General features: G+C 72.1%; 22 protein-coding genes. 9 read left to right on the top strand and 13 right to left on the bottom strand.

Going from position 1 to position 25,130, the window contains the following annotated elements; all coding sequences use genetic code 11:
- Window positions 1-42: 42 nt before the first annotated feature.
- Window positions 43-825, bottom strand: a complete 783-nt coding sequence (locus tag ACIQIB_RS25785; RefSeq protein WP_363603974.1) for an isocitrate lyase/phosphoenolpyruvate mutase family protein — start codon at window positions 823-825, stop codon at window positions 43-45.
- The gene (locus tag ACIQIB_RS25780; RefSeq protein ID WP_400760922.1) at window positions 822-2,303 is read right to left on the bottom strand and encodes a hypothetical protein; all 1,482 of its coding nucleotides are present in this window, start codon (window positions 2,301-2,303) and stop codon (window positions 822-824) included. Before ACIQIB_RS25780 ends, ACIQIB_RS25785 begins: the two co-directional genes overlap by 4 nt.
- A gap of 65 nt (window positions 2,304-2,368) precedes the next feature.
- On the opposite strand from ACIQIB_RS25780, the gene ACIQIB_RS25775 reads away from it, so the two are divergent.
- On the top strand, window positions 2,369-3,082 hold the full coding sequence (locus ACIQIB_RS25775) for a winged helix-turn-helix domain-containing protein (protein WP_363603971.1): 714 nt from the start codon (window positions 2,369-2,371) through the stop codon (window positions 3,080-3,082).
- Between the two features lie 155 nt (window positions 3,083-3,237).
- On the opposite strand, the gene ACIQIB_RS25770 is transcribed toward ACIQIB_RS25775, so the two are convergent.
- The 7 genes from ACIQIB_RS25770 to ACIQIB_RS25740 form a co-directional block, all read right to left on the bottom strand.
- Window positions 3,238-4,035, bottom strand: coding sequence for a VOC family protein (locus ACIQIB_RS25770; protein ID WP_400760920.1), 798 nt, complete (start codon window positions 4,033-4,035; stop codon window positions 3,238-3,240).
- 253 nt (window positions 4,036-4,288) lie between these two features.
- A complete protein-coding gene (locus ACIQIB_RS25765) occupies window positions 4,289-6,817 on the bottom strand; it encodes a germacradienol/geosmin synthase (protein ID WP_400760919.1) in 2,529 nt (842 codons plus the stop codon).
- A gap of 308 nt (window positions 6,818-7,125) precedes the next feature.
- Window positions 7,126-8,469 carry a hypothetical protein gene (locus tag ACIQIB_RS25760; RefSeq protein WP_400760916.1) on the bottom strand — a complete coding sequence of 448 codons (1,344 nt, stop codon included), beginning with the start codon at window positions 8,467-8,469 and terminating at the stop codon, window positions 7,126-7,128.
- On the bottom strand, window positions 8,466-10,439 hold the full coding sequence (locus ACIQIB_RS25755; RefSeq protein WP_400760914.1) for a hypothetical protein: 1,974 nt from the start codon (window positions 10,437-10,439) through the stop codon (window positions 8,466-8,468). The genes ACIQIB_RS25760 and ACIQIB_RS25755 overlap by 4 nt, the downstream gene beginning before the upstream one ends.
- Entirely contained in the window at window positions 10,436-11,209 is a 774-nt protein-coding gene (locus ACIQIB_RS25750; protein WP_400653372.1) for a TIR domain-containing protein, read from the bottom strand. The genes ACIQIB_RS25755 and ACIQIB_RS25750 overlap by 4 nt, the downstream gene beginning before the upstream one ends.
- 139 nt (window positions 11,210-11,348) lie before the next feature.
- Window positions 11,349-12,701: a helix-turn-helix domain-containing protein gene (locus ACIQIB_RS25745; RefSeq protein WP_400760911.1), complete on the bottom strand. Its 1,353-nt coding sequence runs from the start codon at window positions 12,699-12,701 to the stop codon at window positions 11,349-11,351.
- Between the two features lie 506 nt (window positions 12,702-13,207).
- Window positions 13,208-13,402, bottom strand: coding sequence for a hypothetical protein (locus ACIQIB_RS25740; RefSeq protein WP_363603956.1), 195 nt, complete (start codon window positions 13,400-13,402; stop codon window positions 13,208-13,210).
- Window positions 13,403-14,055: 653 nt separating this feature from the next.
- Between ACIQIB_RS25740 and ACIQIB_RS25735 the strand changes: the two genes are divergently transcribed.
- The 3 genes from ACIQIB_RS25735 to ACIQIB_RS25725 all read left to right on the top strand — a co-directional run bounded on the left by ACIQIB_RS25735 (window position 14,056) and on the right by ACIQIB_RS25725 (window position 15,963).
- Window positions 14,056-15,003: a helix-turn-helix transcriptional regulator gene (locus ACIQIB_RS25735; protein WP_363603955.1), complete on the top strand. Its 948-nt coding sequence runs from the start codon at window positions 14,056-14,058 to the stop codon at window positions 15,001-15,003.
- Window positions 14,966-15,100, top strand: coding sequence for a DUF397 domain-containing protein (locus ACIQIB_RS25730; protein WP_363603953.1), 135 nt, complete (start codon window positions 14,966-14,968; stop codon window positions 15,098-15,100). The genes ACIQIB_RS25735 and ACIQIB_RS25730 overlap by 38 nt, the downstream gene beginning before the upstream one ends.
- A 266-nt stretch (window positions 15,101-15,366) precedes the next feature.
- Complete coding sequence (locus tag ACIQIB_RS25725) at window positions 15,367-15,963, top strand: HhH-GPD-type base excision DNA repair protein (RefSeq protein WP_363603952.1); 597 nt, start codon at window positions 15,367-15,369, stop codon at window positions 15,961-15,963.
- A 71-nt stretch (window positions 15,964-16,034) separates the two neighbouring features.
- Here ACIQIB_RS25725 and ACIQIB_RS25720 read toward each other — a convergent pair whose 3' ends face one another.
- Together ACIQIB_RS25720 and ACIQIB_RS25715 are read right to left on the bottom strand one after the other, a co-directional pair.
- Window positions 16,035-16,247 (bottom strand): KTSC domain-containing protein, encoded by a 213-nt coding sequence (locus ACIQIB_RS25720; RefSeq protein WP_363603951.1) that lies wholly within the window; start codon window positions 16,245-16,247, stop codon window positions 16,035-16,037.
- Window positions 16,248-16,313: 66 nt separating this feature from the next.
- Window positions 16,314-17,864, bottom strand: coding sequence for an MFS transporter (locus tag ACIQIB_RS25715; protein ID WP_363603950.1), 1,551 nt, complete (start codon window positions 17,862-17,864; stop codon window positions 16,314-16,316).
- Window positions 17,865-17,957: 93 nt separating this feature from the next.
- On the opposite strand from ACIQIB_RS25715, the gene ACIQIB_RS25710 reads away from it, so the two are divergent.
- Window positions 17,958-18,983, top strand: coding sequence for a YafY family protein (locus ACIQIB_RS25710; protein WP_363603949.1), 1,026 nt, complete (start codon window positions 17,958-17,960; stop codon window positions 18,981-18,983).
- Here ACIQIB_RS25710 and ACIQIB_RS25705 read toward each other — a convergent pair.
- Complete coding sequence (locus ACIQIB_RS25705; RefSeq protein ID WP_363603948.1) at window positions 18,961-19,479, bottom strand: YbhB/YbcL family Raf kinase inhibitor-like protein; 519 nt, start codon at window positions 19,477-19,479, stop codon at window positions 18,961-18,963. The two genes, ACIQIB_RS25710 and ACIQIB_RS25705, sit on opposite strands and share 23 nt — an antisense overlap.
- Before the next feature lie 142 nt (window positions 19,480-19,621).
- Between ACIQIB_RS25705 and ACIQIB_RS25700 the strand changes: the two genes are divergently transcribed.
- The 3 genes from ACIQIB_RS25700 (at window position 19,622) to ACIQIB_RS25690 (ending at window position 22,798) form a co-directional block, all read left to right on the top strand.
- Complete coding sequence (locus tag ACIQIB_RS25700) at window positions 19,622-20,359, top strand: rhomboid family intramembrane serine protease (protein ID WP_400760907.1); 738 nt, start codon at window positions 19,622-19,624, stop codon at window positions 20,357-20,359.
- A 173-nt stretch (window positions 20,360-20,532) separates the two neighbouring features.
- Window positions 20,533-21,699, top strand: coding sequence for a hypothetical protein (locus ACIQIB_RS25695; protein ID WP_400760905.1), 1,167 nt, complete (start codon window positions 20,533-20,535; stop codon window positions 21,697-21,699).
- 91 nt (window positions 21,700-21,790) lie between these two features.
- A complete protein-coding gene (locus ACIQIB_RS25690) occupies window positions 21,791-22,798 on the top strand; it encodes a hypothetical protein (RefSeq protein ID WP_400760903.1) in 1,008 nt (335 codons plus the stop codon).
- 63 nt (window positions 22,799-22,861) lie between these two features.
- On the opposite strand, the gene ACIQIB_RS25685 is transcribed toward ACIQIB_RS25690, so the two are convergent.
- The gene (locus tag ACIQIB_RS25685) at window positions 22,862-24,478 is read right to left on the bottom strand and encodes a helicase HerA-like domain-containing protein (RefSeq protein WP_400760900.1); all 1,617 of its coding nucleotides are present in this window, start codon (window positions 24,476-24,478) and stop codon (window positions 22,862-22,864) included.
- Window positions 24,479-24,624: 146 nt separating this feature from the next.
- On the opposite strand from ACIQIB_RS25685, the gene ACIQIB_RS25680 reads away from it, so the two are divergent.
- The gene (locus ACIQIB_RS25680) at window positions 24,625-24,921 is read left to right on the top strand and encodes a type II toxin-antitoxin system VapB family antitoxin (RefSeq protein ID WP_030061387.1); all 297 of its coding nucleotides are present in this window, start codon (window positions 24,625-24,627) and stop codon (window positions 24,919-24,921) included.
- Window positions 24,922-25,130: the final 209 nt, after the last annotated feature.

Genomic DNA, 25,130 nt, shown 5'->3' with positions numbered 1-25,130 from the left:
GGCCGGTTCACCATCGGCCCCGCGAGGCCAACCCCGGTGAGGCTAACCCCGGTAAAGGCCCTGAACCGCCGAATAGCCGGGTGTCGAGGCGGCCACCGGACCGGTGGCTCCCGCCCGGATCGCCGTGGCGGTTTCCACGGCGGCGGTCAGTGCGACGCGGTAGAGCAGTGAGCCGAGGCTGACCCGGGCGACGCCCAGGGCCGCGAGTCGGGCGAGGGGCGGGCCGGCGGGGGTGTAGAGGATGTTGAGCGGGACGGAGAGCCGGCCGAGCAGGACCTCGATGGCGGCGGGATCGGCCAGTCCCGGGACGAACACGCCGTCGGCTCCGGCCTGTTGGTAGCTGTCGAGGCGGCGGACGGTCTCCGGGGCGGGGCGGTCGAAGCCGGTCCAGTAGGTGTCGGTGCGGGCGTTGACGAAGAGGTCGGGAGCGGCGGCCTTGACGGCTGCGATCTTCGCGGCGTGCAACGGGGCCGGAGCGAGCGTACCGTCCGGGCGACCGTCCTCCAGGTTGATGCCGACGGCTCCGAGGGCCGACAACTCGGCTGCCAGAGCGGCGACCTCGTCCGGATCGTCGCTGAAGCCGGACTCGGCGTCGACGGAGAGCAGGAACCGGCCCCGGCCGAGGCGGCGGGCGAGCCGGAGGGTCTCCCGGCGGGTGGCCGCGGCGCCGTCGGGCAGGCCGGCCGCTGCCGCCACACCGAGGCTGGTGGTGCCGATCGCGGTGAACCCCTGCTCGGCGAGGGCGACGGCGGAGGCGTGGTCCCAGGCGTTCGGGAGCAGCAGCGGTCGGCCGGGGTGATGGTGCAGGGCGGCGAAGGGGTTCATGAGGCCTCACTCCCAACGGTGTTGGCGTTCACGGTGGCGGTAGTGGTGGCGAGGGCGGCGGGGCCGGCAGTGGTGGCGGCACGCGGGGCGAGGGCTCCGATGACGTCCGCGTAGTAAGCGGACTCGGCGACGTGGAAAGCGAGTTGGCGGAAGGTCCAGCCGGTGCCCGGGGAATGGTCGAGCTGCTCCGGGGTGAGGGTGGCCAGACGGTTGGACCAGATCCGGGCGAGCCGGGTGAGACGGCTGCGGGCCTCGTCGAGGTCGGCCGGGGTGAAGGGGGCGAGATCCGACGGGGTGGTGGCGGCGGAGGCGTGCCAGTGGTCCGGCTGGGTGGGTTCGCCCGCGAGGCGGGCTTCCAACTCGGCCAGATGGTCGATGAGATGATCCGCGACCCGACGGATCGCCTTGTGCGGGGTGCAGGTCCGGCCGTCGACGGCGACCGGCTGGCCGTCCCAGTCCGTCCAGGTGGCGGCGAGGGCCAGGACATGGTCCACCATGGCCGGGACGACCTCGGCGGGCACGTGGCCGCTGGTCGTCGGCGTGTCGTCCGCGAACGGGCCCGCCGGGTCGGAGGCGCCGTGCAGGATGCCCGCCGCGAGGGCGAGGGCGTGCGCGCGGCCCGGGCAGACGCGGGGCGGGGCGCCGAAGGACAGTGGGGGCAGGTCGGCGTTCCCGGTGGTGCGCCGGGCGGTGCTCTGGGCGGCCGCGATGTCGAGGACGACCCGGGTACCGGCGGGGAGTTCGACCCCGGCGACCGTGGTGTCGCGGGTGGCGACCCGGCGCATCTCCCGTACGGGCGGGTCGTGGCGCAGGGTCTCCGTGAGCAACGCGGCCGGGAGAACGCCCCGGGCGGCGGTGCGGCGGGCGTGCTCGACCAGGAGAGCGGTGGCATCACAGGCCTGAACGAGGAGGCCGATCCGGTTGGCCGCCCGTTCGGAGGCGAGGGGGCCGGACGCGAGGGGGTTGGGCGCGAGGTCGTCAGGCGCGCAGGCGGCGGACTCCGTGGCGCCGGCCGGATCCATCCGCGGCAGCAGCCAGGCCACCGCCGCATCGGCCTCGGCGTCGTCGGGCAGTTCGACGAAGTACGCCCGCGCCACCACGACGACCGCCCTGGCGACGGCCTCCGGCTCCGCCAGCCCGAGGGACTGTGCGAGGACCCGGACCGCTCGCAGCCGGGCGTCCTGCTCGAATCCGGCCGCAGCCGCCAGGCGCAGTGCGGCGGGGTCGAGGCCGGCCAGGTCCGCCTCCACCAGGGCGCGGCGGGCGGCGTGCACCTCGCCCGTGCTGAACCGGGCCACGGTGGCGCGCAGCCAGGCCACGCCGCCGGGAGGCCCGGGGACGGCGCGCGGCGGCACCAGGTCGGGGCTGGCGAGGGCGGACGTGACGTCCTCGTACCCCTCGAACACGGCGTCGGTGGCGTCGGTGGCGACGGGAGTGACGGCGGGGGTGACGGAGGCTGGACTGGCCGAGGTGGTCATGGGCGTCACGCTAGGGGCGGCACGGTTCGGCGAGCGCCGAACCGTGCCGGGGGCACCATGGAGGCATGTCACTCGCCCAGCTCGCCGGACTGCTCGCCGATCCGACCCGCGCCGAGTTCTGCACGGCGCTGCTCGACGGCCGGGCCTGGACCGCCGGTGAACTCGCCCGGCACGCCGGCGTCGCCCCCTCCACGGCGAGCGAGCACCTGTCCCGGCTGATCGCCGGAGGGCTGCTGGCGGAGGAGCGACAGGGCCGGCACCGGTATGTCCGGCTGGCCGGCCCGGCGGCGGCAACCCTGATCGAGGACCTGTCGACGTACGCCGACACCACCGCGCCCACTCAGCCGCCACCGCGCAATCTGCGTGACTCCACCCGGATGAGCGCCGAGGCCCGTGCCCGGACCTGCTACGACCACCTGGCCGGGCGCCTCGGCGTGGCCGTCACCGACGCACTGCTGGAACGGGGGCTGGTCGCGGACCGGGACGGGCTCACCATCACCCGGCGCGGCCGGGCGTGGCTGGCCGATGTCGACATCGAGCTGCCGGACCGGACGGGCCGCAAGGGGGGCCGTCCGGTCGTCCGCAGCTGCCTGGACTGGACGGAACGCCGCAGTCACCTGGGCGGCGCGCTGGGCGCCGCGCTGTGCCGTACCGCGCTGGACCGGGCCTGGGTGGAGCGGATCGGCTCGGGCCGGGCACTGCGGGTGACGGCGGACGGCCACCGGGCCCTGCGCGAACTGCTCGGGGTGGAGATGGAATCGGGGCGGGGCGACGGCTGACCGCCGGCGGCCCACCGCCGACCGGAGAACAACCGACAGAGAACAACCAACAGAAAACAGATAACAGATGTTGAAAGCTGTTATCTGTTTCCTGTTACCCGCCAGCTGTCCGGCCGCAGCTCACTCGCCGTGGTGCGCCGGGCGCCCCACGCCCATCAGGCGTCCGCCATCACGGGCAGGTCGCCGGACGTCTTCCCCAGGTCGATGACGCCGAACGCGGCGCCCTGCGGGTCGCCGATCGCCGCGAACCGACCGAACGGGCTGTCCATCGGGCCGAAGTGGAGCGTGCCACCGCGCTCGGTCGCCCTGGCCACCGTGGCGTCGCAGTCGTCCACCGCGAAGTAGACGCTCACGTACGACGGCACGTCCGGCGGAAGATCGTCCGGGCCCATCTTCATCCGGCCGAGAACGGGCGCCCCATGGACATGGAAGATCTTGAAGTCCACCTGGTCGGTGTCCATCCGCTTCACGCTGAACGGGAAGACGGCGGGAAAGAAGGAGTCCGCCTTGCCCGGGTCACGGGTGAGCACCTCGGCCCAGGTGTACGAACCCGGCGCGCCCTGCTTCTCGAAGCCCTCGTGGCGGCCGGCCTGCCAGACCCCGAAGGCGACGCCGCCCGGGTCCTTGCCGATCACCATCGTGCCGAAGTCGCCGACCTGGAGCGGCCCCATCAGCACCTCACCGCCATTGGCGCGGATCCGGTCCGCGGTGGCGGCGGCGTCCGGCGAGGCGAAGTACAGGCACCAGGCCGACTGGGTCTCCTGGCCCGGCATCGGCGGCACCACGGCGGCGACCGCCTTGCCGTCCGAATACGCCTGCGTGTAGTTGCCGAACTCCGACGAGCTCTCGCTGAACGTCCATCCCAGCACGTCACCGTAGAACGCCTTGGCGCCCTCCAGGTCGGTGAACATCGCGTCGGCCCAACAGGGTGTGCCCTCAAGTCGCGCGGCCATCTCTCTGCCCTCTCCTGCGGTGGTGGCACCTGTCCGGAGGCACATCGCGGCGACTCGCCCCTGGCGATTTGCCCCGATTCGCCACAGTAGCCAGTCCGCCGCCCCACCGCGCGCTCAGCGTTACCCCAGCTCAGCGGCGCCACAGCAGTTGCCACGCCCCACCACAGCCACGCCCTACCGCAGCCGGGCCACCGAAGCACGACGACGGCCCGCCGGTTCGCACCCGGCGGGCCGTCGCTGGACCGATCTGCCGCTACCCGATCGGCGATGACACCGGCGTCGGCAGCGGAGTCGACACCCCTGCGGCCGGCGACGGCACCAGCGGCCGCGCACCCGCCGTCCCGAACCCGCTCGGGCCGGTCGGCACGAGCCCCGGACGCGGCACCGTCTCCACATCACCCGCACCCGAACCCGCCCGGGCCGGAGCCGCCAACGCCGACGCCGACACCGACGCAAGCCTTGCCGCGGACGTCCCCAGCCCTGTCGGCCCGAGCGGAACCGAGCCGCCCCACGCCGCGCCCGCCGACGACGCACCCTCCGGCAGCTCACCCGCGAAGTGCCGCCGCAGGTCCGCCTCGCCGTACCGGCGGCAGTCCCGGTGCCAGATCATGATCCCGGCGAGCCAGTTCTCCAGTTCGGTCACGTACCCGTCCAGCATCGCGCGCGCCTCCGGCCCCAGGTCGAAGTCGTCGTACAGCACGGGGAACTCGTTCGCCCCGACGTGCTGGAACTGGGCCAGCCGCGAGTGCATCAGGTCGTCGACAATGCGGACGGCCGCCGGGTAGTCGCAGTTGAAGAAGTTCTGCACCACCAGCACCGCGTTGTGCACCTCGCCCTCGTACTCGACCTCCTTCTGGTACGAGTACAGGTCGTTCATCATGCAGGCGTAGTCGGCGGCCGCGTTCTCCAGCGAGCGCATCGGCCCGCTCTCGTAGATCTCCGGCGGGACGGCCTGCCCGTGGGCCAGCCGGCAGAGGCTCATGGTGAGGTCCGAACCGAAGGTCTTCCGGCGCATCTCGATGTAGTCGACCGGGTCGGGGATCCGGTGCTGTGCCTGGTTGTTGAGCTCCCAGAGCCAGCTGAGCGTCATGTCCTCGACCGCCTTGCGGAACTTCCGCCTGGCCTCGACGGTCATCGGCCCGGCGGTGCGGGCCCAGAGGTCGGCCAGGCCGCGCTCCAGGGCGTTGGTCGGCTCCGGCGGCACGCTGCCGTCCACCGGCATGAAGGCCGAGAGACGGTCGTTGGCGGCCTTGGCGCCGGCCAGGTCGCGCGTCCGCCCGAACACCACCGGGAAGTAGTCGTCGGCGTATGTTCCCCAGGTCAACCAGCCTGAGGTGAGGTCGAGTTGCTCGGCGGTCGCGTCCGGGTGGATGCCGGCCGAGCAGAGCGGGAAGTCATAGTCGGCGACCTTCTCGGCCGTCCAGATGTCCGATCCGGCCACGCCCGGCTGCGGCTCCAGCATGCCCACCCGGCCGGACCATTCCACCGTGCTGCGCCGCGAGGCGTCCAGGTGGGGGCTCAACGAGACGGTGAACGGGAGCTTGAAATCGGGCAGTTGGGACGGTCCAACCTTCTGGAACGGCACATGGCTGTGCGAACGCGCCCGCCGCACAGCCGGATCGACGCCCCCGGCCGACCCGGCACCGGACCCGCCGCCCAGCCCACCAGGCACACCGGACGCGCCGCCGGCCCGACCGCCCGCCGCCCCCGACCGCAGGATGTCCAGCGCCGACGTGCCGACCCCACCGATCGCGAACGGGTCCCACCAGTTCGACGAACCCGCCGCCGCCCCACCGCCGTTCATGTACCGGCTGGACCGCATGTGCCACTCGTGGCCGCCCGACTGCCAGTCCTGGAGGCCCTTGACGTACGCCAGGACCTTGGCGCAGCCCTCCGGGTCGAGCCCGGTCTCGGCGAACAGCGAGGGGAGTTCGGTGAACACGGTGTTCTCGAACTGCTGCAGCCGCGAGGTGAGCAGGTCGTTGACGGCGTCCGCGGCCTCCTGCGTCGAGCAGCCCAGGAAGGTCTCCAGCACGAGGACGCCGTTGCTCAGCTCGCCCTCCTCCTCGACCTCCCGCTGGTAGGAGAAGAGGTCGTTGCGCAGGTGGACACCGTCCGAGAAGGCGTCCATCAGCACTCGCAGCGGCCGCGAGCCGGAGACCGTCTTCGGCACCTCCGCGTTCGCCGCGTACTCGATCAGCCCCGCGGACCAGGGCGCGCCGCCGACCTTGCGACGCATCTCGATGTACTCGACGGGGTTGGCGATCCGGCCCGCGTTGATGTTGGCGAGCTCCCAGAGCGACTCGTTGAGCAGGTTCCGGGTGCTCTCCGCGAACCGGACCCGCCAGTCCTCACCCATCGCGGGCACGGTCCGCCGCCACAGGTCGGCCAGGCCGGCCTCGACCGGGTTGGTGGGCTCGGGCACGGGGGTGGCCGGGTCGGCCGGCATGAACAGCGGCAGGCGGTCCAGGTATGCCTTTCCGCCCTCGCGGTCGTTGGTGCGCTTGAAGATCTCCAGGAAGTGGTCGTCGAAGAAGAACACCCACACGTACCAGTCGGTGACCAGCGACAGTGCCTCGGCCGAGGCGTCCGGGTGGGTGTAGGCGCAGAGCAGGCCGTAGTCGTGGGCGTCGAGGTCCGCCCGTGTCCAGATACCCGACCCTTCCAGCATCCCCATCTCCCGTGCCCACTCGCTGGAATGGGTGCGCGCCTCCTCCAGATGGGAGTTCAGGCGCGCCGGATGCGGCACGTAGAAGGAGGGCAGTTCGAACGGCTGAGTCACCGGGCGAGCCTTTCTGGACGTGTCGAGGAGGCCGACCGGCGCGACGAAGCCGGTACGTCCAGCCACGCTTCCGCCCATAAGTCCGCCACCCGGTCGGCTCAGCATTACCCCTGAGCAACGATCTTCACCGGACAACGGGAACAGTCATATGAGATCAACCCTTTTGATCGAACTCCTGCTCCAATTACTGGCCTTCTCTGGTTCACCTGTACGGATATCCGGCCCGGCACCGCGCAGGCGCCACCGGCCGGGGCACCACGGGAGGGGCGGGCGCCACCGCCCGCCCCGCCCGTGGTGCCTCCCCCGGCTCAGCCCTCCCCGCCGCGCTCCGCCCGGCCGGCCGGATCCGCCCGACCCGCCCCCGGCGAGGTGCCGTCGGCCGAGTCCCTCGTGAACACCTCCCAGGCCGCGGGCCGCTGTTCCTCCTCCCCGCCCACGTCCTCGGCAGCCGGCCGCACCGGCCCGGGCACAAACCACGACCCCGTCCAGGAGCCCGCCCCGGAGCCCGAACCCGTCCCCGGCTCCGGCCCCGGCTGCTCCGGCTCCGCCGCACCCCCCGCCGCACCCCCCGCCGGCCCGTCCCCCGGATCCCCCAGGCTCGCCCGGATCAGCGCGGCCTCCTCCGGCCGCCCGATCGCCTCGGTGAACAGCGCCACCCGGTGGGCGTAGACGGTCCGTTCGCCGTCCTCCTCCTTGAGCTTCACATCGTCCATCAGGTCGTTCAGCGGCCCCACCACCGACGGCCCCCGCCGCCCCCCGCCGTCCACGTCCGGATGGTGCAGCGCCGCCCCGGCTCCCGGCGCCGCCCCGTCGAGGAACGGCACCGGCTGCCGGACCGGCCGGGCCACCAGGTGCTCGTACAACTCGTCCACCGCCTGGTTGTTGGCGACCGCCGACAACTGCGCCAACGGGCCGATCAGGTCCACCGCCCGCGTCACCTCCTCGTCGTTCCGGGCCAGCCACCACACCACCGCGCTGCCGGGCGACTTGAGCACGTCGTCACCGAGGTAGGCCCGCTTGTTCCGCTCGTACCGCCGCTCGTGCTCCCAGACCTCCTCGGCCTTGCGCACCTCGGAGAGCTTGCCGAGCCGGTCCCGGTCCGCCTCCGGCAGGCCGAGCCCGACCCGCCCGGCCATCGCCACCACCAGCCCGGAGGCGTCCGGGCTCTGCGTGCCGAGCACCCCGTCCAGCCGGTGCCGGACGAGGTCCAGCCGCGCCGGGTGCTCGTACTCGGTGACGGCACGGGCGCGGGCCAGGACGGTCTCGACGGCGAGGCTGCCCGGGTTGGCGTGGACCAGTCCGCTCCGGTTGTGCAGCGGCCGCCACCAGACCGTCGCCGAGAAGACGAAGTCGTAGTCCGGCACCCCGCTGGGCAACGCGACCCCCTCCACCCGGGCTTCCTGGTACGGAAGTTCGGCCGGAGCTTCCGGCGGAACCACCGCCGAGGGATACGGCGGAGGCGAGGGGACCACCCCCTCCCCCTCCGGACCGCGCACGGTCAACTGCGTGACCAGCAGGGCGATCACGGCCGCCGCAACGACCCACACCCACACGGGCCAGCCCAGCCCCCGCCCGACACCGACGGGCACCAACCCGGCCGCGGCGGCCAGGGCGGCGGTGCGGGCCTTGTTCCTGGAGTGCGTGGAGTTCACGGTGTCCTCTCCTCGGTGCGGCGCGCCCCGGACGCGCCGATCGGCTCAATGCCCTGCGCGAGATCGATCTTCTGCCAGAACCGGGCCGCCACTTCGGCCCGGCTCGGCTGCCCCTCCGTCCGGTCCGGGGCGTTCGCCCAGTCGTGTGCGACCAGGTAGAGCCGACTGAGCCGGTCGGCCCACCCGTCGGCCGCGTCGACCAGCACACCCATCAGCCGCTCCCGTTCCTGCGGCGCCACCGACCGCATCGCCGACAGCCACCGCTCGACCGTCGGCCCCCACCGCTGCGCGGGGGCCACCGCCAGCACGCCCCGCCACCCCCGCACCATCGCGGCCGCGGGCACCCACGACAGCGACGGATCGGCCAGTTCCAGGAAGAGCCCCGCATCCGGTGAGTCCGGCCGCCCCGCCTCCAGCCCGTCCCACAACCGGGCCAGCAGCTTCGCGTACAGCCGCGGATCACGCCGGACCAGCTCGAACAGGGCCTCCCGGGCGTCGGGGGGGCCGCTCTCGGCAGTCCCGCGTGCGAGATGGTGCAACCGGACGAGTGCCTGGTCAGGGTGGGTCGGCGCCATCACGTCCAGGCAGATCCGCGCGAGGACCCGGACCAGGTTCGGATGCAGGCCCGAGGTGACCGACCAGTCGTAGATCCTCGCCCGGAAGGCCGAGCCGAACCGCTCATGTGCCAGCCCCCGGGCGAGCACCTCCATCGCTTCGGGCATCAGCCTGGTCTCCGCCGCCCACTGGTCAGCCAGTGTGTAGAGAGGTCCCAACGTGGCGACCCGCAACGACTGTTCGGTGAACCGGGCGACCAGATTCCGCCGGTCGTCCGGGCCCAGCAGCCCCTGTCCCCGGACCGTCTCCCCCACCCAGTTCCGGAAGGATTCCCGCAGATCGGGGTAGTACGTCCAGAAGTGGGAGCGGACCGCCGCGTCGTAGGCCAGCGAGTCGAACCGGACCCGTCCGTCGCGGTCGACCTCGACTCGCAGGGCGTTCAGCCGTTCGGTCAGATCGGTACGGTCGAGCCGGGGCCGCTCGTCGGGTGGATGCCTCAACGTGACCAGCAGGTCGTCGGCTTGCCGGAACACCACGTCGGCGGGCGCCCCGTTCAGCATCGCCGCGGTCAGCAGCAACGCCCGCTGGCGGCCCTCGCCGAGTGCGGCCACCTGCTCGGCCACCTCCTTGCTGCGGTCGCTGAGCGCTTCGGCCGCCTGCTTGGCCCAGGACTCGAAGTCGCCACCCGCCCCTCCCCCCGAGCGGGCCTGCGCCACCAGGGCGGCCAGCCGCTGCAGTTCCCGCATCGCGGAGCGCTCCAGCAACTCCGCGAGCACCGAGGCCCGCAGATCCGCCGGCGGGATGCCGATGCCCGCGTGCACCAGGTGACGGGCCAGCACCACATCCCCGCGCGGGCGCTCGATCGTCGCCATCAGCTGCCGGAAGTCCGGTCGGAGCAACTGCTCATGCCCGTAGGGCAGTACGACCACCAGTCGGGCTCCGCGCCGCTCCACCGTGTCCCAGTACGCGGACAGCAGCGGCTGAGCGTCCAGATACTCCTGCTCGGAGGCCCCGGAGAGATCGAACAGTAGCCGGTCTCCGGACGCCAACTCCGTCATGTCGTCCCGCTTGTCGGTCAGGGAGACCTCGCGGAACCGGTCGTCATCCCCACCCAGCCGGTGCAGCAGCATGACGGCGGCGGTCCTCCGCCCGCTACCGGGAGGCCCGGACAGCAGGACGGTCGTACCGGCCTTCTCCAGCCGCTCGGCCGCGACTCCGTAGCCTGGTGGAGGGACGAATCTCTGACTCAGCCAGCGTCGTTGCTCCCGGGCCATGCGCCGTGGATCGCTGCCGGTGCGGACCAGCCGATCCGCACCGGCGATCAGGTAGTGGAAGTGGTTGTGCTGATCGCCGGGCCCGGTGTGCGTCGGCCCCTGGGCCTCGCCGATCCAGGTCCCGTCACCACCATCGGTCACCGCTGGCCGTCCTCGCCGTGGCGGCGTCCGCCGAACTGATGCCTGATGTCGCCGCCCTGCTCGACGTAGCTTCCGCCGTCCCCGTTGAACTGCACGCCCCCGTGCTGCACCTTGTTGTGCTGGTCCCCCGTTCCCGTGTGCAGCGGACCGCTCGCGTTGTTGACGAAGGTCCCCAGGTCGCGGCCGGCGTTGCCGACGCCCCCGTCGTAGTCCCTCGCCTGCACCACGCTGCCGTCCACCCGGCCGGTCCGGACGCGGCTTTCCGGCTCCACCATCGTCTGGGCGATCTGCCGCTCCGCCTCGGCGAGTTGGGGAAGCGCCTCGGCCAGGTCGTCGCCGATCCTGGCGAGGTCGGCCTCCGCGTTGCGGGTGTCCAGCCGGCGGTACTGGCAGTCGGCCAACTCGCCCAGCTCGGCCGGGAGGTCGCGCCGGTTGAGGCGCGTCGCCCGGCCGATCAGGACCGGCACGACCAGCGCACCGCTCTCGAACGCCTCCACGATCTCCCGCCTGGTCCAGTCCTCCGGGTCGTCCAGCGCCCGTCGCCCGTCCGCCGTACGGGCGTCCGCCCAGTGCGCGCCGATGACGGCGATCAGCACGCTGCTGCGGCGGACGGCGGTCAGCAGTTCCTGCGGGAAGCGGCGGCCGACCTTGATGGACTTGCTGGCGCGGAACACCCGCTCGCTGCCGAAGCGGCGCGACAGCTCGCGCTCGATGAGGGTGGCGCCGGTGTCCTCGTCGGTGGTGCGGTAGTTCACGAAGATGTCGGGCATGAGGGATCACCTCTCCAGTGAGTGACGGCAGGATCGGGCCCGGGGTGTGTCGAGGCTTCGACCGGCCTGTGGGTGAAACACCTGCGGATGGAGCGCTACCGGCAGGACGGCTGCGGACGGCGCGGCTCGGGCAAGGCGCCTACGGGTGCAATGCCTTCGCGAGCGCGGGCTGGAGGTCGAGCACGGCCCGGTTGGCCCGGAACCGCGCCAGCTCACGGGCCAGCCGCTCCACGTCGGTCCTGATGGTGGCCGACCGGAGCGCGGGAACGAGCGGCAGCAGCTCCGCCGCCAGCGTGCAGGCGTGCTCGGCCTCCCCGGTGGCCGCGTGCGCGAGGGCGCGCCGGAGGCCGTACCGGGAGCGGCTGCGAACGGCGTGTGGGGGGATCCGCGTGTACTCGTGGTCGAGCACCTCGGCGGCCTGCGCGGGGCGGCCGAGGTCGTAGAGACACCAGCCGGTGACCATGGCTGCCGGGTCGACGAGGTTGGTCGTGCCGAGGACGGGCGCGACGGGTCCGTCCTCCGCCGCCGCCCTGGCCAGCAGTTCGCGCGCCCGGTCGAGGCTGCGCAGGCTGGCCGTGTGGTCGCCGGCCAGGGCGTGGCCCTGGGCCTCCCGTTGGGCGGCGAGGCCCCTGATTCTGGGCGGCAGGTGTCCGCCCTGGGCCTGGGCGACGAGTTGGACGGTCTGGTCGGCGTCGCCCGCGTAGAAGGTAACCAGCGCCCGGCGGACCAGCGCGTACGAGGCGAGGTCCCGGTCGCCACCGGCTTCGGCGAGTTCCACCGCGCGGGCGGTCCACCAGAGCGCGGACGGGTTGTCACCGCTCTCCTGGGCCATCCAGCCCGCGTACTCGGCGTACCGGGCGGCCAGTCCCAGCAGCCTCGGCCGGCTCGACGCGTCGGCCTGGACGGCGAGTTCGCGCAGGGTGTGCGTCTGCACGGTGAGGAGCGGCAGCAGCATGCCGGGGTCGGTGGTCTGGCCGAGCCTGCGCATCTGGTCGAACTGCGCGCGGAAGATTCCCACCGGGGAGCTGTCCCCCGACGGCTCCGCCCCCGCACCGGCCCCGACTCCGGCACCAGTACCACCGAGCACCGCAGCCGCCGCAGGCCCCGCCGCCCCGGCCGCAGTGGCAACCCCAGCTCCCAGCAGCGACGTTGCCCCCACCGTCAGCAGTTGGCGCCGTCCGAGCCCCCCGGGCCAGCGGACGCCGTCGCGGCCGACCCGAAGCAGCCAGGCTTCGTCGTCGGTCGCGGCGCCGTCCACCCCCGTCCCGCGCTCGGGGGATTCGAACGGCACCAGTCTCTCCAGCTCGCCGCCGGCGGCGAGCTGGGCGTCACAACGGCGGGCCAGGTCGAACGGCGGCGTCTTGTGACCGCGTTCGATCTTGCTGAGATGGCCCTTGCTGTAACTGAGCAACTCCGCGAGCCGGGTGAGCGTCAGTCCGGCGGCGAGCCGCCGTCTGCGCAGTTCCGGACCGAACTCATTGGATGCGTGCATGCCAACCCCCTCTCTGGAACCGTCCGCCCGTGGTTCTGCGTCCTGGGCCGGAAGCGGTCTCCCCTCGCTTCCGCATGAATCTTGGCATGCGACTGAGGGGGGTGGACCGGGAATGGCGGCGTTTCCCGTTTCCTCTTTTCCAGGTGCCGATTTAGGGGCGTCTCGGCCTGAGGACAAAGGGAGTTAGCGACAAGTCCATTGAGAGGAGAGCCCAAAGCGCCCGGCGGAGGGATCACCCGGCGCGCGCGCCGCCACCTGCGCCGAGGCTTGCGCCCGCGCACGCGCCTGCCACCAATTCACGCCCGGGGAGCCGCCCGGGAGCCGCCCGCCGAACCGGAGTTCAGGCACCTGCGGACGGCCACCTCGCGAACGCGGATGAACGAGCACCGACCCGGGTGAACGAGATCGGACCCGGGCGGCCCGGGCGCACCCGGCGGAGCGAAACAGAAGGGCCGAAACAGAAAAGCCGGAGCGGAAAGGCGGACCGGTCCGGCGCGACGGGACACCTACCGCGCGTCGTCCTCCCCGCCGCGACGGCGGCTCCAGGCCGCCATCCAGTCCTGGCCCCAGGGGATGCCCACCATCAGCGCGGCCGCGTTCACCATCCACCAGACCAGGCGGCGCAGGCCCGGCTGGCCGGGGCCGACCAGGAGGGCCGCGACGGTGGAGATCCCGACGGAGGCTCCGACGACCAGCAGCACCGCCGCCACCTCCGCCCGGGCCGACGGCTCCGCGCCCGAACCCTCGGTCCGATCAGAGAGAAGGCGCGTTCGAGAGTGGCCTGGCGACGACGGAAGAGGTCCACGACTGTCACGGCGCTCGTCGGCCGTCATCCTGCCCAGCATGCTCATGGAGGAGACTCCTCGGGTTTCTCGGATCTTTCCGGGAAGGTCAGGACTTGGCGGCGGCCGGCTGCCGGCCGGCGGGCCGGAGTGGACCGAAGCGCCGCACGACGACGACGCCGGGCGACCGGCGGGCAGCCCCACCACTCACCATCCACGCCCACGGCGCGGCGCCCCCGTGACACCCGAACCACCCGGACCGCCCGGACCACTCACACCGCCCGGACCACCCCACACCCCGGCCCAAGACCAAGACCAAGACCAAGACCAAGACCAAGACTGATTGTTCGTCATATCTACGCCACCCCCGTTCGTTGACGATCCACCCCGGATCCTCGACAGCCGGCCTTGTCTGCGGACATGCCATGTCACCCCGAAGGCGGTGCCCGTCACGCGGAAGCGGCAAAGTTTCGCCAATCCCTTGCGAATTGAGTGTCGTCCTGTGACCGTGTAATAACCAAGGGTTTCCGCAAGACCTTTCAGACACTCTTATGGCAGGGAGGTGGGCGCAGGTGGTACGCCGGAAGGCCGACACCGGCGATCGGCCGAGGACCTGGGGAGATGAACTCGCCTACTGGCGAAGCGCATCCGGTCTCCGCCAGGACGAACTGGCGAAGCTGATGAACATTCACCAGACACGCGTGTCCCAGTTCGAACTGGGCAAGTCGCCACCGACGCTCGAAGATGCCACAAGGTTCGACAACGCTTTGCACGCGGGCGGCCAACTGATCAGAAGCTATGAACTGGTCGCCCCCTACTTGCACGATTATCACCCGGACTGGTTCCAGGAGTTCGCGAAGTCCGAGGCCCAGGCGAGCGTGATTCGCGAGTTGCATACCGGCCGCGTCTCCGGACTGCTGCAAACCGAGAGCTACATGAGGGCCCTCTTCGCCGCCCACAACGAAAACCTGGGCACCGCGGAGATCGATGCGCTGGTGCAGGGGCGATTGGACCGACAGGAACGCCTTCTCCTGCCCCGCGACGCCCCGATACTCGTTTCGATCCAGGAACAGGCGACTCTGGAACGCGTGATCGGCGGCCCGGACGTCATGCTCGCACAACTGAATCATCTCCTGGCCAGAATGCGACGCCGCAATGTGGTCGTCCAGGTCCTTCCGTTCGACGCGGCCGCAAGCGCGCGAATGTCCGGGATGGTGCTGCTGGAGATGCCGTCCGGCCGCAGCCGCGTCTATTCCGAGAGCCTGACCCGGGGCCACTTCATCGACGAGCCCGAACAGGTTCGGAATTGGGCCGCCGACTACGATCGGATCAGGGCAGCGGCGCTGTCGGAAGCCGAGTCGGTCCGACTGATCCACCGCGTCATGAGAGGACTTCGCATCCATGTCCCAGGTGCCCGACCTGACGAACGCGACCTGGCGCAAGAGCAGCCACTCGGACGGAAACGGCGGCAACTGCGTCGAAGTGGCCCACGACTTCCCCCTCCTCGTCCCCGTGCGTGACAGCAAGGACCCCCACGGCCCCGCCCTCGCCTTCCCCTCCGATTCCTGGCGGGCCTTTCTCACCGGCCTCCACTCCGGCGACTTCGGCACGGTCTGAGCACGGCCCGAGCACGGTCCGAGTACCGCCCGCCAAATCTCCCGCCGAACCGCCCGACGAACCGCCCCCGAACCGCCCGACGGACCACTCCGGGCGGGTCTAGCACAGAGGATGGATCGTTCTGCAACGAACCAACCAGTTATTTCAAGGTGTTGCCAGGTAAGCCGAACCCCGCCCACGGGCGTGTTGACCCCCTCCTCTCCTCCGCCGTCCACCAGACTGGACGGCGACCACCCGCGTCTCCACACTCCGAGAAGGGCCTGCCCATGAACGTCACCGTGCGGCTCGCGCAGCAGCCTGAGGCCGACGAACTGCTCGGGCGCAGCCCACTCGCCGCGCTCGTGGGGATGCTGCTCGACCAGCAGGTCCCGATGGAATGGGCGTTCACCGGCCCGCTGACGATCGCTCAGCGACTCGGCCACGAAGACCTCGACGCGCACGAGATCGCCGTCTACAACCCCGAGGCCTTCGTCGCCCTCCTCTCCGACAAGCCCGCCGTGCACCGTTATCCGGCCGCGATGGCCAAGCGGGTGCAACAGCTCTGCCAGTTCCTGGTGGCGCAGTACGACGGCGACGCGGCCGGCGTCTGGCGGGGCGCGGCGACCGGCAAGGAACTGCTGAGCCGCCTCAACGCCCTTCCCGGGTTCGGGAAGCAGAAGTCGCAGATCTTCCTCGCGCTGCTCGGCAAGCAGTACGGCGTGACGCCGGACGGCTGGCGCGAGGCGGCGGGCGCGTACGGCGAGGAGGGTTCGTACCGCTCGGTGGCCGACATCACCGGCCCGGAGACCCTGGAGAAGGTGCGCGCCCACAAGCAGGAGGTGAAGCGCGTCGCCAAGGAGGCCAAGGCCAAAGCCACCGCCTGAGACCTCACCCCGCGCCTAATCGCGGACCCGGGCCCGTGCCCCGGATCCCAGGCCCGCCGCCCCTGAGCCCCTCATGACACCCGCCGGTACACGTACCGCCCCCGGATCGCCCGGTTGAAGTACCGCCCGTGGCTCTCCGCCGCCATCAACTCCCGGTGCACCCGGGCCGGCACGTCCGCGTACGTGTACACGTGCCCGCCGGTGAACTCCAGCTCCAGCGCCCGCGCGGACCGGTCGTAGCCGACCGAGAGCAGGAGCGACGAGTCCACCGGCGTACGGTTCATGGCCTTCCCAGTGTGTGCACGGGGGCCCCGGCCGCGCATCGCGACCGGGGCCCCCGAGCACCCGCCTCAGATCAGAACCGGCGTCTGCTCCACGTCCGCCGTCGGCTCGCCGGAGGCCGCCCCGGAGGCCGGCTCGGACCCCGCCGCCGCACCCGCCGCGGCGCCCGCCCCGGAGGCCGCCGCGCCACCCGTCCGCTTCGGCAGCGCGAACATCAGCAGGAACACCACCGTCAGCACCCCCACGACCCACCACAGCGCATGGACGAACGCCCCGCTGAACGCCGTCCCCACCGCGTCCGGAGCCGGCGCCTCGTCCATCGCGCCGAAGAACGCCACCGAGACCAGCCCGAGCCCCAGCGCCAGCCCCAGCTGGTTGACGGTGTTGATCAGCCCGGACGCCGACCCGGCGTGCTCACGCGGCACCTCCGCCAGCACCGCGTCCGTGATCGGCGCGACGATCAGCCCCATCCCGAGGCCCATCACCACCAGCGGCAGCACCATCTGCCAGGCGGTGATGGCCGTCCCGTACCGCTCGGCCTCCCAGATGTACGTGACCACGCCGGCCGCCATCACCAGCGCGCCGCTCTGGAGTACCTTCCGCCCGAACCGCGGCACCAGCTTCTGCACGGACAGCCCGGCCGCCGTCGAGACCGCGATCGAGAACGGGATACCCGTGGTCCCGGCCTTCAACGGGCTCCAGCCGAGGCCGATCTGCATGTACAGGGTCCAGACCAGGAAGAAGATCCCGGTGACCACGCCGAAGGTCAGCTGCACCCCGATGCCGGCCGCGAAGCTCTTCACCCGGAACAGCGACAACTCGACCAGCGGCGAGCCGTCCCGCCGCGTCTTGACCCGCTCGTAGGCGACGAACAGCGCGAACACCGGCAGGCTCCCGGCCATCGAGAGGTGGCCCCAGAGCGGCCAGCCGGCCTCCCGGCCGTGCGTCAGCGGGTAGAGCAGCATCAGCAGGCCCACGCTGGCCAGTACGGTGCCGAGCAGGTCCAGCCGCAGCGCCTGCTCCGCCCGCGACTCCCCGATGAAGCGGCGGCCCAGCAGCAGCCCGGCCACCCCGACCGGCAGGTTGATCAGGAAGATCGGCCGCCAGCCGAGGCCGAACAGATCCCACTCCGTCAGCAGCGCGCCGATCAGCGGGCCGGAGACGGCGCCCAGGCCGACGATCGCGCCGAACAGGCCGAACACCTTGCCGCGCTCCTCCGCCGGGAAGGTCGCATGGATGATCGACAGCACCTGCGGCACCATCAGCGCGGCCGTCCCGCCCTGCAGGACCCGCGTCGCGACCAGCATCTCGGCGCCGGTCGCCAGACCGCAGAGCGCCGAGGCGATCGTGAAGCCGCCGATTCCGATCAGGAACAGCCGCTTGCGACCGTAGATGTCACCCAGCCGGCCGCCGGTGATCAGGCCGATCGCGAAGGCCAGGGCATACCCGCCGGTCACCCACTGGATGGCGCTGAAGGAGGCGCCGGTGTCCTCCTGGATGCTCGGTATCGCGACGTTCACGATGGTGACGTCCACCAGGTCCATGAAGGAGGCGGTCATCACGATCGCCAGGGCGATCCACCTCCGCCGGTCGACCGCCGCCGGGTCCTTCGTCCTCATTCGCTGCTCCTCGTTCTCGCTCTTCGGCACGTCGGCGACGATAGGGGGGATATAGGCCAGATCCTGACCCACTTGTCCGGCATCCTGGACGGTATGACCGACACCCCGGCGCGGCTGCTGAGCCTGCTCTCCCTCCTCCAGACCCCGCGCGAGTGGCCCGGCAGCGAGCTGGCCGAGCGCCTCCAGGTCAGCCCGCGGACGATCCGCCGGGACATCGACCGGCTGCGCGAGCTGGGCTACCCGGTGCGGGCCACGATGGGCGCCGTCGGCGGCTACCGGCTGGTCGCGGGGACGGCGATGCCGCCGCTGCTGCTGGACGACGAGGAGGCGGTGGCCATCGCGGTCGGGCTGCGGGCGGCGGCCGGGCACGCCGTGGCCGGGATCGAGGAGGCGTCGGTCCGTGCCCTGGGCAAGCTGCTCCAGGTCCTGCCGGGCCGGCTGCGGCAGCGGGTCGGCGCGCTGAACACGGCCACCGTGCCGCTGCTCAGCGGGGACGGGCCGACCGTCGAGCCGGAGGACCTCACCGTGCTCGCCAACGCCGTGACCAACCGGGAGCGGCTGCGCTTCGGCTACCGGGCCGGCGACGGTGCCGAGACCAGGCGCCAGGTGGAGCCCAACCGCCTGGTCTCGGCCGGACGGCGCTGGTACCTGGTGGGGTACGACCTGGACCGGGACGACTGGCGGCTCTTCCGGGTGGACCGGATCAGCGAACCGTTCGCGACCGGCGCCCGGATCACCCCGCGCGAACTGCCCGCCGAGGACGCGGCGGCCTATGTGGCGAGCAAGCTCCGCCGGCTCGCTCCGACGCACACCCTGGTGGCGACCCTGCACCTGCCCGCCGCCGAGGCAGGGCGCTGGTTGAACCGCCACGGCGACTGCGAGATCGAACCGATCGACGAGCACAGCTGTCGGCTCCGCTCCAGGGCGGACTCACTGGAGTGGCTGGCGATGCGGCTGCTGATGCTCGGCTGCGAGTTCGAGGTCCACGAGCCTCCGGAGATGTCCGCCCTTCTGCGCGAGCTGGCCGCCCGCGCCGCCCGCGCCGGACGGGCGGGCGACCAGGCGGGCGACCAAGCAGACGACCGGGCCGACAGCCTCAGACGCCGAACTCGGCCGTGATCACCGCGCGGGCCAGCGTGTGGAAGGTGATGTTGAAGCCGACCTGGGCCGGCGGGATGTCGGCGGCGACATCCAGCGCGTCCACGTCCAGGGCGTGCACGGCGAACGCGTACCGGTGCGCCGGCCCGGGCGGCGGGGCGGCGCCGTCGTACTTGTTGGCCGGGAAGTCGTTGCGGGCGTGGAAGGAGGCCTCGCCGGGCAGGTCGGCGTCCGAGGCACCGGCGCCGCGCGCCAGGCCGGCGGTGTCGGCGGGCAGGTTGAGCGCCAGCCAGTGCCACCAGCCGGAGCCGGTCGGGGCGTCCGGGTCGAAGCAGGTGACGGCGATGCTCCGGGTGCCCTCCGGCAGGCCCGACCAGGCCAGCTGCGGCGAGAGGTTGCCGCCGGAGTAGCGGAACTCCTCGGCCAGCTCGCCGCCTTCGGTGATGTCCTCACTGGTCAGTTCGAAGGACGGCACCTGCGGCAGGAACTCGTACGGCAGCGGCGGACGAACGCTCATGGATGATCACCTCTCGACAGGCTGGCTGTTGCTGAAGACCGGGCCGGGGGACCGGCCGAGGGCCGGGCCGAAGATCGGGCCGGATGACGCGCCTCACTTTAGGGGGTGCGGGCCGGATCGGGCTCGGCCTAGAGTCGGCACCATGGCCTCGGACGACCGCACCGGTTCCCCACTCCCCCTCGACCCCGCGCGCATGATCGCCGATGCGCGCCGGGCACTCTTCACGATGGTCGGCGTGATGGCCGTCGTCTGGGCGTTGCAGCTGGTGAACTGGCTGGACGACTACGGCCTGAGCAGGGACTACGGCGTCATGCCGCAGCAGATCGACCGGCTGCCGAACGTGGTCACGGCGCCCTTCCTGCACTGGAACTGGGCCCATCTGGAGGCCAATTCGGGGCCGCTGTTCGTCTTCGGCTTTCTGGCGGCCTACCGGGGGGTCAAGAAGTTCCTCGGGCTGACCCTGCTGGTCGCGCTGACCAGTGAGCTGACGGCCTGGATCTTCGACAAGCCGAACTCCATCGGCGTCGGCGCGAGCGGCGTGGTCTTCGGGTACTTCGGCTACGTGGTGCTGCGCGGGCTCTTCGACCGCAACCTGATCGACACGCTGATCGGCCTGGTGCTGGGCGCCTCCTACGCCTACATGGTCACCGGCGCGCTGCCGGGCGTCGCTCCGGGGATCAGCTGGGCGGCCCACCTCGGCGGTCTGGTCGGCGGCTTCGCGGGCGCCTGGATCTTCCGGGACCGTGGCCCGAAGCCCGCCGACGGCAAGGCGGCCGCTCTCCCGACGCGGTCCGGCGCCGCCAGCAGCGGTGCTCCCACCAGCGGCGCCCCCGGTTCCAACGCCGCCCTGCTCAAGGAACTGGACGACCTCGGCCTCTGAACGCCGACCGCTCTCCTCGGGCCGCTCTCCTCGGGCCGCCCCCCTCGGGCTGCCACCCTCACGCCGCTGACCTCGGGCGACGCCGCCCGCGCCCGTCTCCGCCAGGTATAGACCAATCCACACCCGGCGGCTAGCGTGAGAGGGCACCCGTCCCCCTGCTCCGGAGCCGCACCGTGGAGTCGTCCGTCCTCGCCTTCGCCACCGACCTGCTCGACGAGGGCGCCGACACCTTCTTCGGCAACCTCACCGCCCGGGCCGGCGTGGGCGGCGTCACCCTCGCCTCCGTCTACCACGAGGCCAGGGACGTCTTCCCGCACAACCCGCACCGGGTGATCCGCTACCTGGAGCCGGGCGCCGCCTACTTCCGCCCCGACCCGGCGCGGTGGACCGGCCGACGGCTGCGGCCCGTCCCCTCCACCGCGATCGGCGACCGCGACCCCTTCGCCGAGGCCGCCGCCGAGGCGCGGCGCCGCGGGCTGAAGCTGCACGCCTGGACGGTGTTCTGCCACAACGACCGGCTCGGCTTCGAACACCCGGACTGCGCGCCCGCCAACGCCTTCGGCGACCGCCACCTCACCGAGCTCTGCCCGGCCAATCCGGAGGTCCGCGAGTACGCGGTGACGCTGGTCGCCGAACTGGCCCGCTACGGCGTGGACGCGATCCGGGCCGAGTCGCTGCACTTCCACGGGCTGCGCCACGGCTACCACCACGAGCGCTACTTCGAGGAGCTGGGCCCGGTCGCCGAGGCGCTGCTCGGCATCTGCTTCTGTGACCACTGCCGAGCCGCCGCCACCCGCGCCGGCGTGCCCGCCGACGAGGTGGCCGAGGCCGTCCGGGGCGAGTTGCGCCGCCGGCTGGCCGACGACGCCGCGGCCGCCGAGCCGGGTGCGCTGGACGAGCTGGCGGGCGGCGGCCTGGCCGCCTACGTCGACGCCTCCGCCGCGACCGTGACCTCGCTCGCCGCCGAGGTGGCCGAGGCCGCGGAGCGGTACGGCATGCGGCTGAGCTTCATGGACGGCGGCGGCCCCGGCAAGGGCTGGCTGTCGGGCATCGACCTGCCCACGCTCGCCAAGGCCGCCCACCAGATCGAGACGCTCGGCTACGCGAAGACCCCGGAGGCCGTCCGCGAGAAGATCGCCGCCTTCGCTCTGCACGGCGTCCGCCCGCAGGACATGGCGGTCATCCTCCGGCCGATGGCCTCGGACTGCGACGGCCCCGCCAACCTCGCCGCCAAGATCGCCGTCCTCCGTGAACTGGGGGTGCCGGAGGTCGAGTTCTACAACTACGGCCTGATGCGGCTCTCCTCGATGGACCGGATCGGCGCCGCTCTGGCCGGATAACGCCCCTGGTCAGCGCAATCCGCCCTGGCCATGTCAAGGTTGAGAATCTAGGCTCCCCCTCGTTGTGATCTTCCAACGAGGGGGAGCCCCCATGCCACCGTCGAACGGCCGGATCAGCCGCCGCACACTCATGACCGGAGCCGCGGGCACCGCCGGAGCAGCCCTGGCCGCCTCGGTCTCCACCGGCGAGGCTGCCGCCGCCTCGACCACCTCCGAAGCCACTGCCGCCGCAACCGCCGTCCCCGCGCCCAACCCGTACCCGCTCAAGCCACCGCACCAGATCGAGGCCGAGACGCTGATCGACCACCTGCGGCTGCGCCCCTGGAGCCACAACGCCAACCAGTACAAGACCGCGGGCGAGTTCGACGACGTCCACACCAGCGTGACCTGGGGCACGGCCGGCCATCCGGAGGAGTTCTCCAACCTCTCCCAGTGCTCGTCCTTCCTCACCCTGGTGCTCCAGCGCGCCTACGGCGGCACCGTACCGGTCGACTCCCCCGACCGCCCGCTCCCCTGGCCGGCCGCCAACTACGGCTGGGCGACCCGGGAGTACTTCCAGCGCTACTTCCGGACGGACCGGCCCTTCCCGACCGCCGAGCTGTTCCAGCAGGGCTTCGCGAACGCGGCCGACATCCCGCACTTCACCGCCGTCACCAAGCCGGTCAACCTGCGCCCGGGCGACCTGGTCGCCCTCGACTACGACCCGGCCTCGACCACCACCCCGTACACCGGACACATCGTCATGATCCGGGAACGCAGGGGCACCTGGCCCGACCTGGTGGACGCACAGGTGGGCGCCGGCGTGGTCCCGTACATCTTCGAGATCATCGACTGCACCAGCGACCCGCACGGCAACCCGAAGCCGAGCGGCGCCACGGAGCTCTACCGCGCCTTCCCGGACACCCGGATCGAGGAGAGCGCCGACCCGAGCGGCCAGCCGGTCTGGACGGAGCACAACGGCGCCGGCTACGGCCACATGATCTTCTACGCGGACGCCGCCACCAAGCTGTTCGCCGGCTACCGCTGGAGCGTCAACTCGTCGACGCCCCGCAGGATCGCCGACCGACCGATCTCGGCGGCCCGCGTCTACCTGGGCTGACCCGCACGGCCACCCACGCCCCGGCCGGGTCGAAGCCGCCGCGCACCCGTGCCGGACGGCCGGTCACCGCCGGCGTTTGGACGTCCCGAACAGGCTCCGCGAGATCTCCCGCCCGAGCTGCGTCCCGGCCGTGCGGGCAAAGGACTTGAGCGCCGGGCTGCTCAGCAGCGAGCCGAGCAGCCCGCCGCCCTCCGGCTCCGCCCCCTTGCGGGACGCCGGCCGCCCGGTCCGCCCGGCCCCCGGCTCCGGGGCCGGCACCGGCGCGGGTTCCGGCCGGGCCGCCCGGGCGGCCAGCTTCTCGTACGCCGACTCCCGGTCGATCGCGTCCTTGTAACGGCCCGTCAGTTCGGATCGGTCCACCAGCGCCTGCAGCGCGGCCGGTTCGACCGGTCCCATCAGCGACCGCGGCGCCCGCAGCCGGGTGGCCGCCACCGGTGTCGGCGCGCCCTTCTCGGAGAGCACGGTGACCACGGCCTCACCGGTACCGAGCGAGGTCAGCACCTCGCTCAGCTCGTACGCCGACCGGGGGAAGGTGGAGACGGTCGCCCTGAGCGCCTTGGCGTCGTCCGGTGTGAAGGCGCGCAGCGCGTGCTGCACCCGGTTGCCCAGCTGGGCGAGCACATCGGCCGGAACGTCCTTCGGCGTCTGGGTGACGAAGAAGATCCCCACCCCCTTCGAGCGGATCAGCCGCACGGTCTGGGTGATCGCCTCCAGGAAGGCCTTGGACGCGCCCTTGAAGAGCAGGTGCGCCTCGTCGAAGAAGAACACCAGTTTGGGCTTGTCCAGGTCCCCGACCTCGGGCAGTTCCTGGTAGAGGTCGGCGAGCAGCCACATCAGGAAGGTGGAGAAGAGCCGGGGCCGGTCCTGCACCGCGGGCAGCTCCAGCACCGAGACCACACCCCGCCCGTCCGGCGCGGTCCGCAGCAGTTCGGCGGTGTCGAACTCGGGCTCCCCGAAGAAGGCCCCGGCGCCCTCGTTCTCCAGCATGGTGAGCGAACGCAGGATCACCCCCGCCGTCGCCGCCGAGAGGCCGCCGATGCCCTTCAGCTCCTCCTTGCCCTCGGGCGAGGTCAGGAAGGTGATGACGGCGGTGAGGTCCTTGAGGTCGTCCAGCTCCAGCCCGCCGCGGTCGGCGTAGTGGAAGACCAGACCGAGCGAGGACTCCTGGGTCTCGTTCAGGTCCAGCACCTTGGCGAGCAGCAGCGGCCCGAAGCTGGTGACGGTGGCCCGGATCGGGATGCCCGCGCCCCGGCCGCCGAGCGAGAAGAACTCCGTCGGGCAGCCCCGCGCCGACCAGTTCTGGCCGACCTCGGCCGCGCGGGCGGCGGTGCGCGCGCTCGGCGTGCCGGGTGCGGCGACCCCGGAGACATCGCCCTTGACGTCGGCGAGGAAGACCGGGACGCCCTGCTCGCTGAGCTGTTCCGCGATCAGCTGGAGGGTCTTGGTCTTTCCGGTGCCGGTGGCGCCCGCGACCAGCCCGTGCCGGTTGAGCACGCCGAGCGGGATCCGCACCTGGGCGTCCGGGTAGGCGGTGCCGTCCAGCAGCACCGCGCCGAGGTCGAGGGCCGGTCCGGCGAAGGCGTACCCGGCGGCGATCTCCCGGACGGCGGGCGGCACCACCGCCGGCGGGGCCGCGGCGGGCGGATTGGGGGCGGAGGACGGCGGCTCGGCGGTGGACATCGGGGCACACTCCCGGGCAGAACAGGGACGACGTTCGCGACATTTCCCATGAAACAGCCGCAATCGCCCGCTCGCAGCTCACACGGGAGCGCGTGGCGGCGCCACGGCTGCTGCGCCGGCCGCCGCCCTAACGGTAGGCTTTCCGTGTGATCTTCAAGCGCATCGGCAATGGGCGGCCGTACCCGGATCACGGCCGGACCAGCACCCGCCAGTGGGCGGACGTCGCCCCGCGTCCGGTGCGGCTGGACCAGCTGGTGACCACCAAGGGACAACTGGACCTGGAAACACTCCTGGCGGAGGACTCCACCTTCTACGGAGACCTCTTCGCCCACGTCGTGAAGTGGCACGGCGACCTCTACCTGGAGGACGGGCTGCACCGCGCCGTACGGGCCGCGCTGCAACAGCGGCAGGTACTGCACGCCCGCGTCCTCGAAATGGAGTGACGGGTCCCCGCCCGCACAACCCCCGTACCGCCCTCCGGCCACCTCCGGAGGGCGGTCTACTCATACGCCGGTACCTCCTTTCGGGTACCGACGTACTCCAGATGATGATCGTTTAGTACCTTCGCAGGCGTACGGCACTAATCTGCTGACTACGGCCGCGACCCGCGGCGAACTCCCACCTTCCGGGCGGGATTCGCCCCCACGCGTCG

Origin of the sequence: Kitasatospora sp. NPDC092286, assembly GCF_044755565.1 — a bacterium.
GTDB lineage: Bacteria > Actinomycetota > Actinomycetes > Streptomycetales > Streptomycetaceae > Kitasatospora.
This window is presented reverse-complemented; position numbering and strand designations above follow the sequence as displayed.

Bases quoted from the DNA above. Each gene is read 5' to 3' on its own strand.
- ACIQIB_RS25775 (WP_363603971.1), top strand. From the start codon at position 2,369: ATGTCACTCGCCCAGCTCGCCGGACTGCTCGCCGATCCGACCCGCGCC.
- ACIQIB_RS25750 (WP_400653372.1), bottom strand. From the start codon at position 11,209: ATGCCCGACATCTTCGTGAACTACCGCACCACCGACGAGGACACCGGC.
- ACIQIB_RS25725 (WP_363603952.1), top strand. From the start codon at position 15,367: ATGAACGTCACCGTGCGGCTCGCGCAGCAGCCTGAGGCCGACGAACTG.
- ACIQIB_RS25770 (WP_400760920.1), bottom strand. From the start codon at position 4,035: ATGGCCGCGCGACTTGAGGGCACACCCTGTTGGGCCGACGCGATGTTC.
- ACIQIB_RS25705 (WP_363603948.1), bottom strand. From the start codon at position 19,479: ATGAGCGTTCGTCCGCCGCTGCCGTACGAGTTCCTGCCGCAGGTGCCG.
- ACIQIB_RS25690 (WP_400760903.1), top strand. From the start codon at position 21,791: ATGCCACCGTCGAACGGCCGGATCAGCCGCCGCACACTCATGACCGGA.
- ACIQIB_RS25780 (WP_400760922.1), bottom strand. From the start codon at position 2,303: ATGACCACCTCGGCCAGTCCAGCCTCCGTCACCCCCGCCGTCACTCCC.
- ACIQIB_RS25710 (WP_363603949.1), top strand. From the start codon at position 17,958: ATGACCGACACCCCGGCGCGGCTGCTGAGCCTGCTCTCCCTCCTCCAG.
- ACIQIB_RS25720 (WP_363603951.1), bottom strand. From the start codon at position 16,247: ATGAACCGTACGCCGGTGGACTCGTCGCTCCTGCTCTCGGTCGGCTAC.
- ACIQIB_RS25745 (WP_400760911.1), bottom strand. From the start codon at position 12,701: ATGCACGCATCCAATGAGTTCGGTCCGGAACTGCGCAGACGGCGGCTC.
- ACIQIB_RS25785 (WP_363603974.1), bottom strand. From the start codon at position 825: ATGAACCCCTTCGCCGCCCTGCACCATCACCCCGGCCGACCGCTGCTG.
- ACIQIB_RS25715 (WP_363603950.1), bottom strand. From the start codon at position 17,864: ATGAGGACGAAGGACCCGGCGGCGGTCGACCGGCGGAGGTGGATCGCC.
- ACIQIB_RS25685 (WP_400760900.1), bottom strand. From the start codon at position 24,478: ATGTCCACCGCCGAGCCGCCGTCCTCCGCCCCCAATCCGCCCGCCGCG.
- ACIQIB_RS25700 (WP_400760907.1), top strand. From the start codon at position 19,622: ATGGCCTCGGACGACCGCACCGGTTCCCCACTCCCCCTCGACCCCGCG.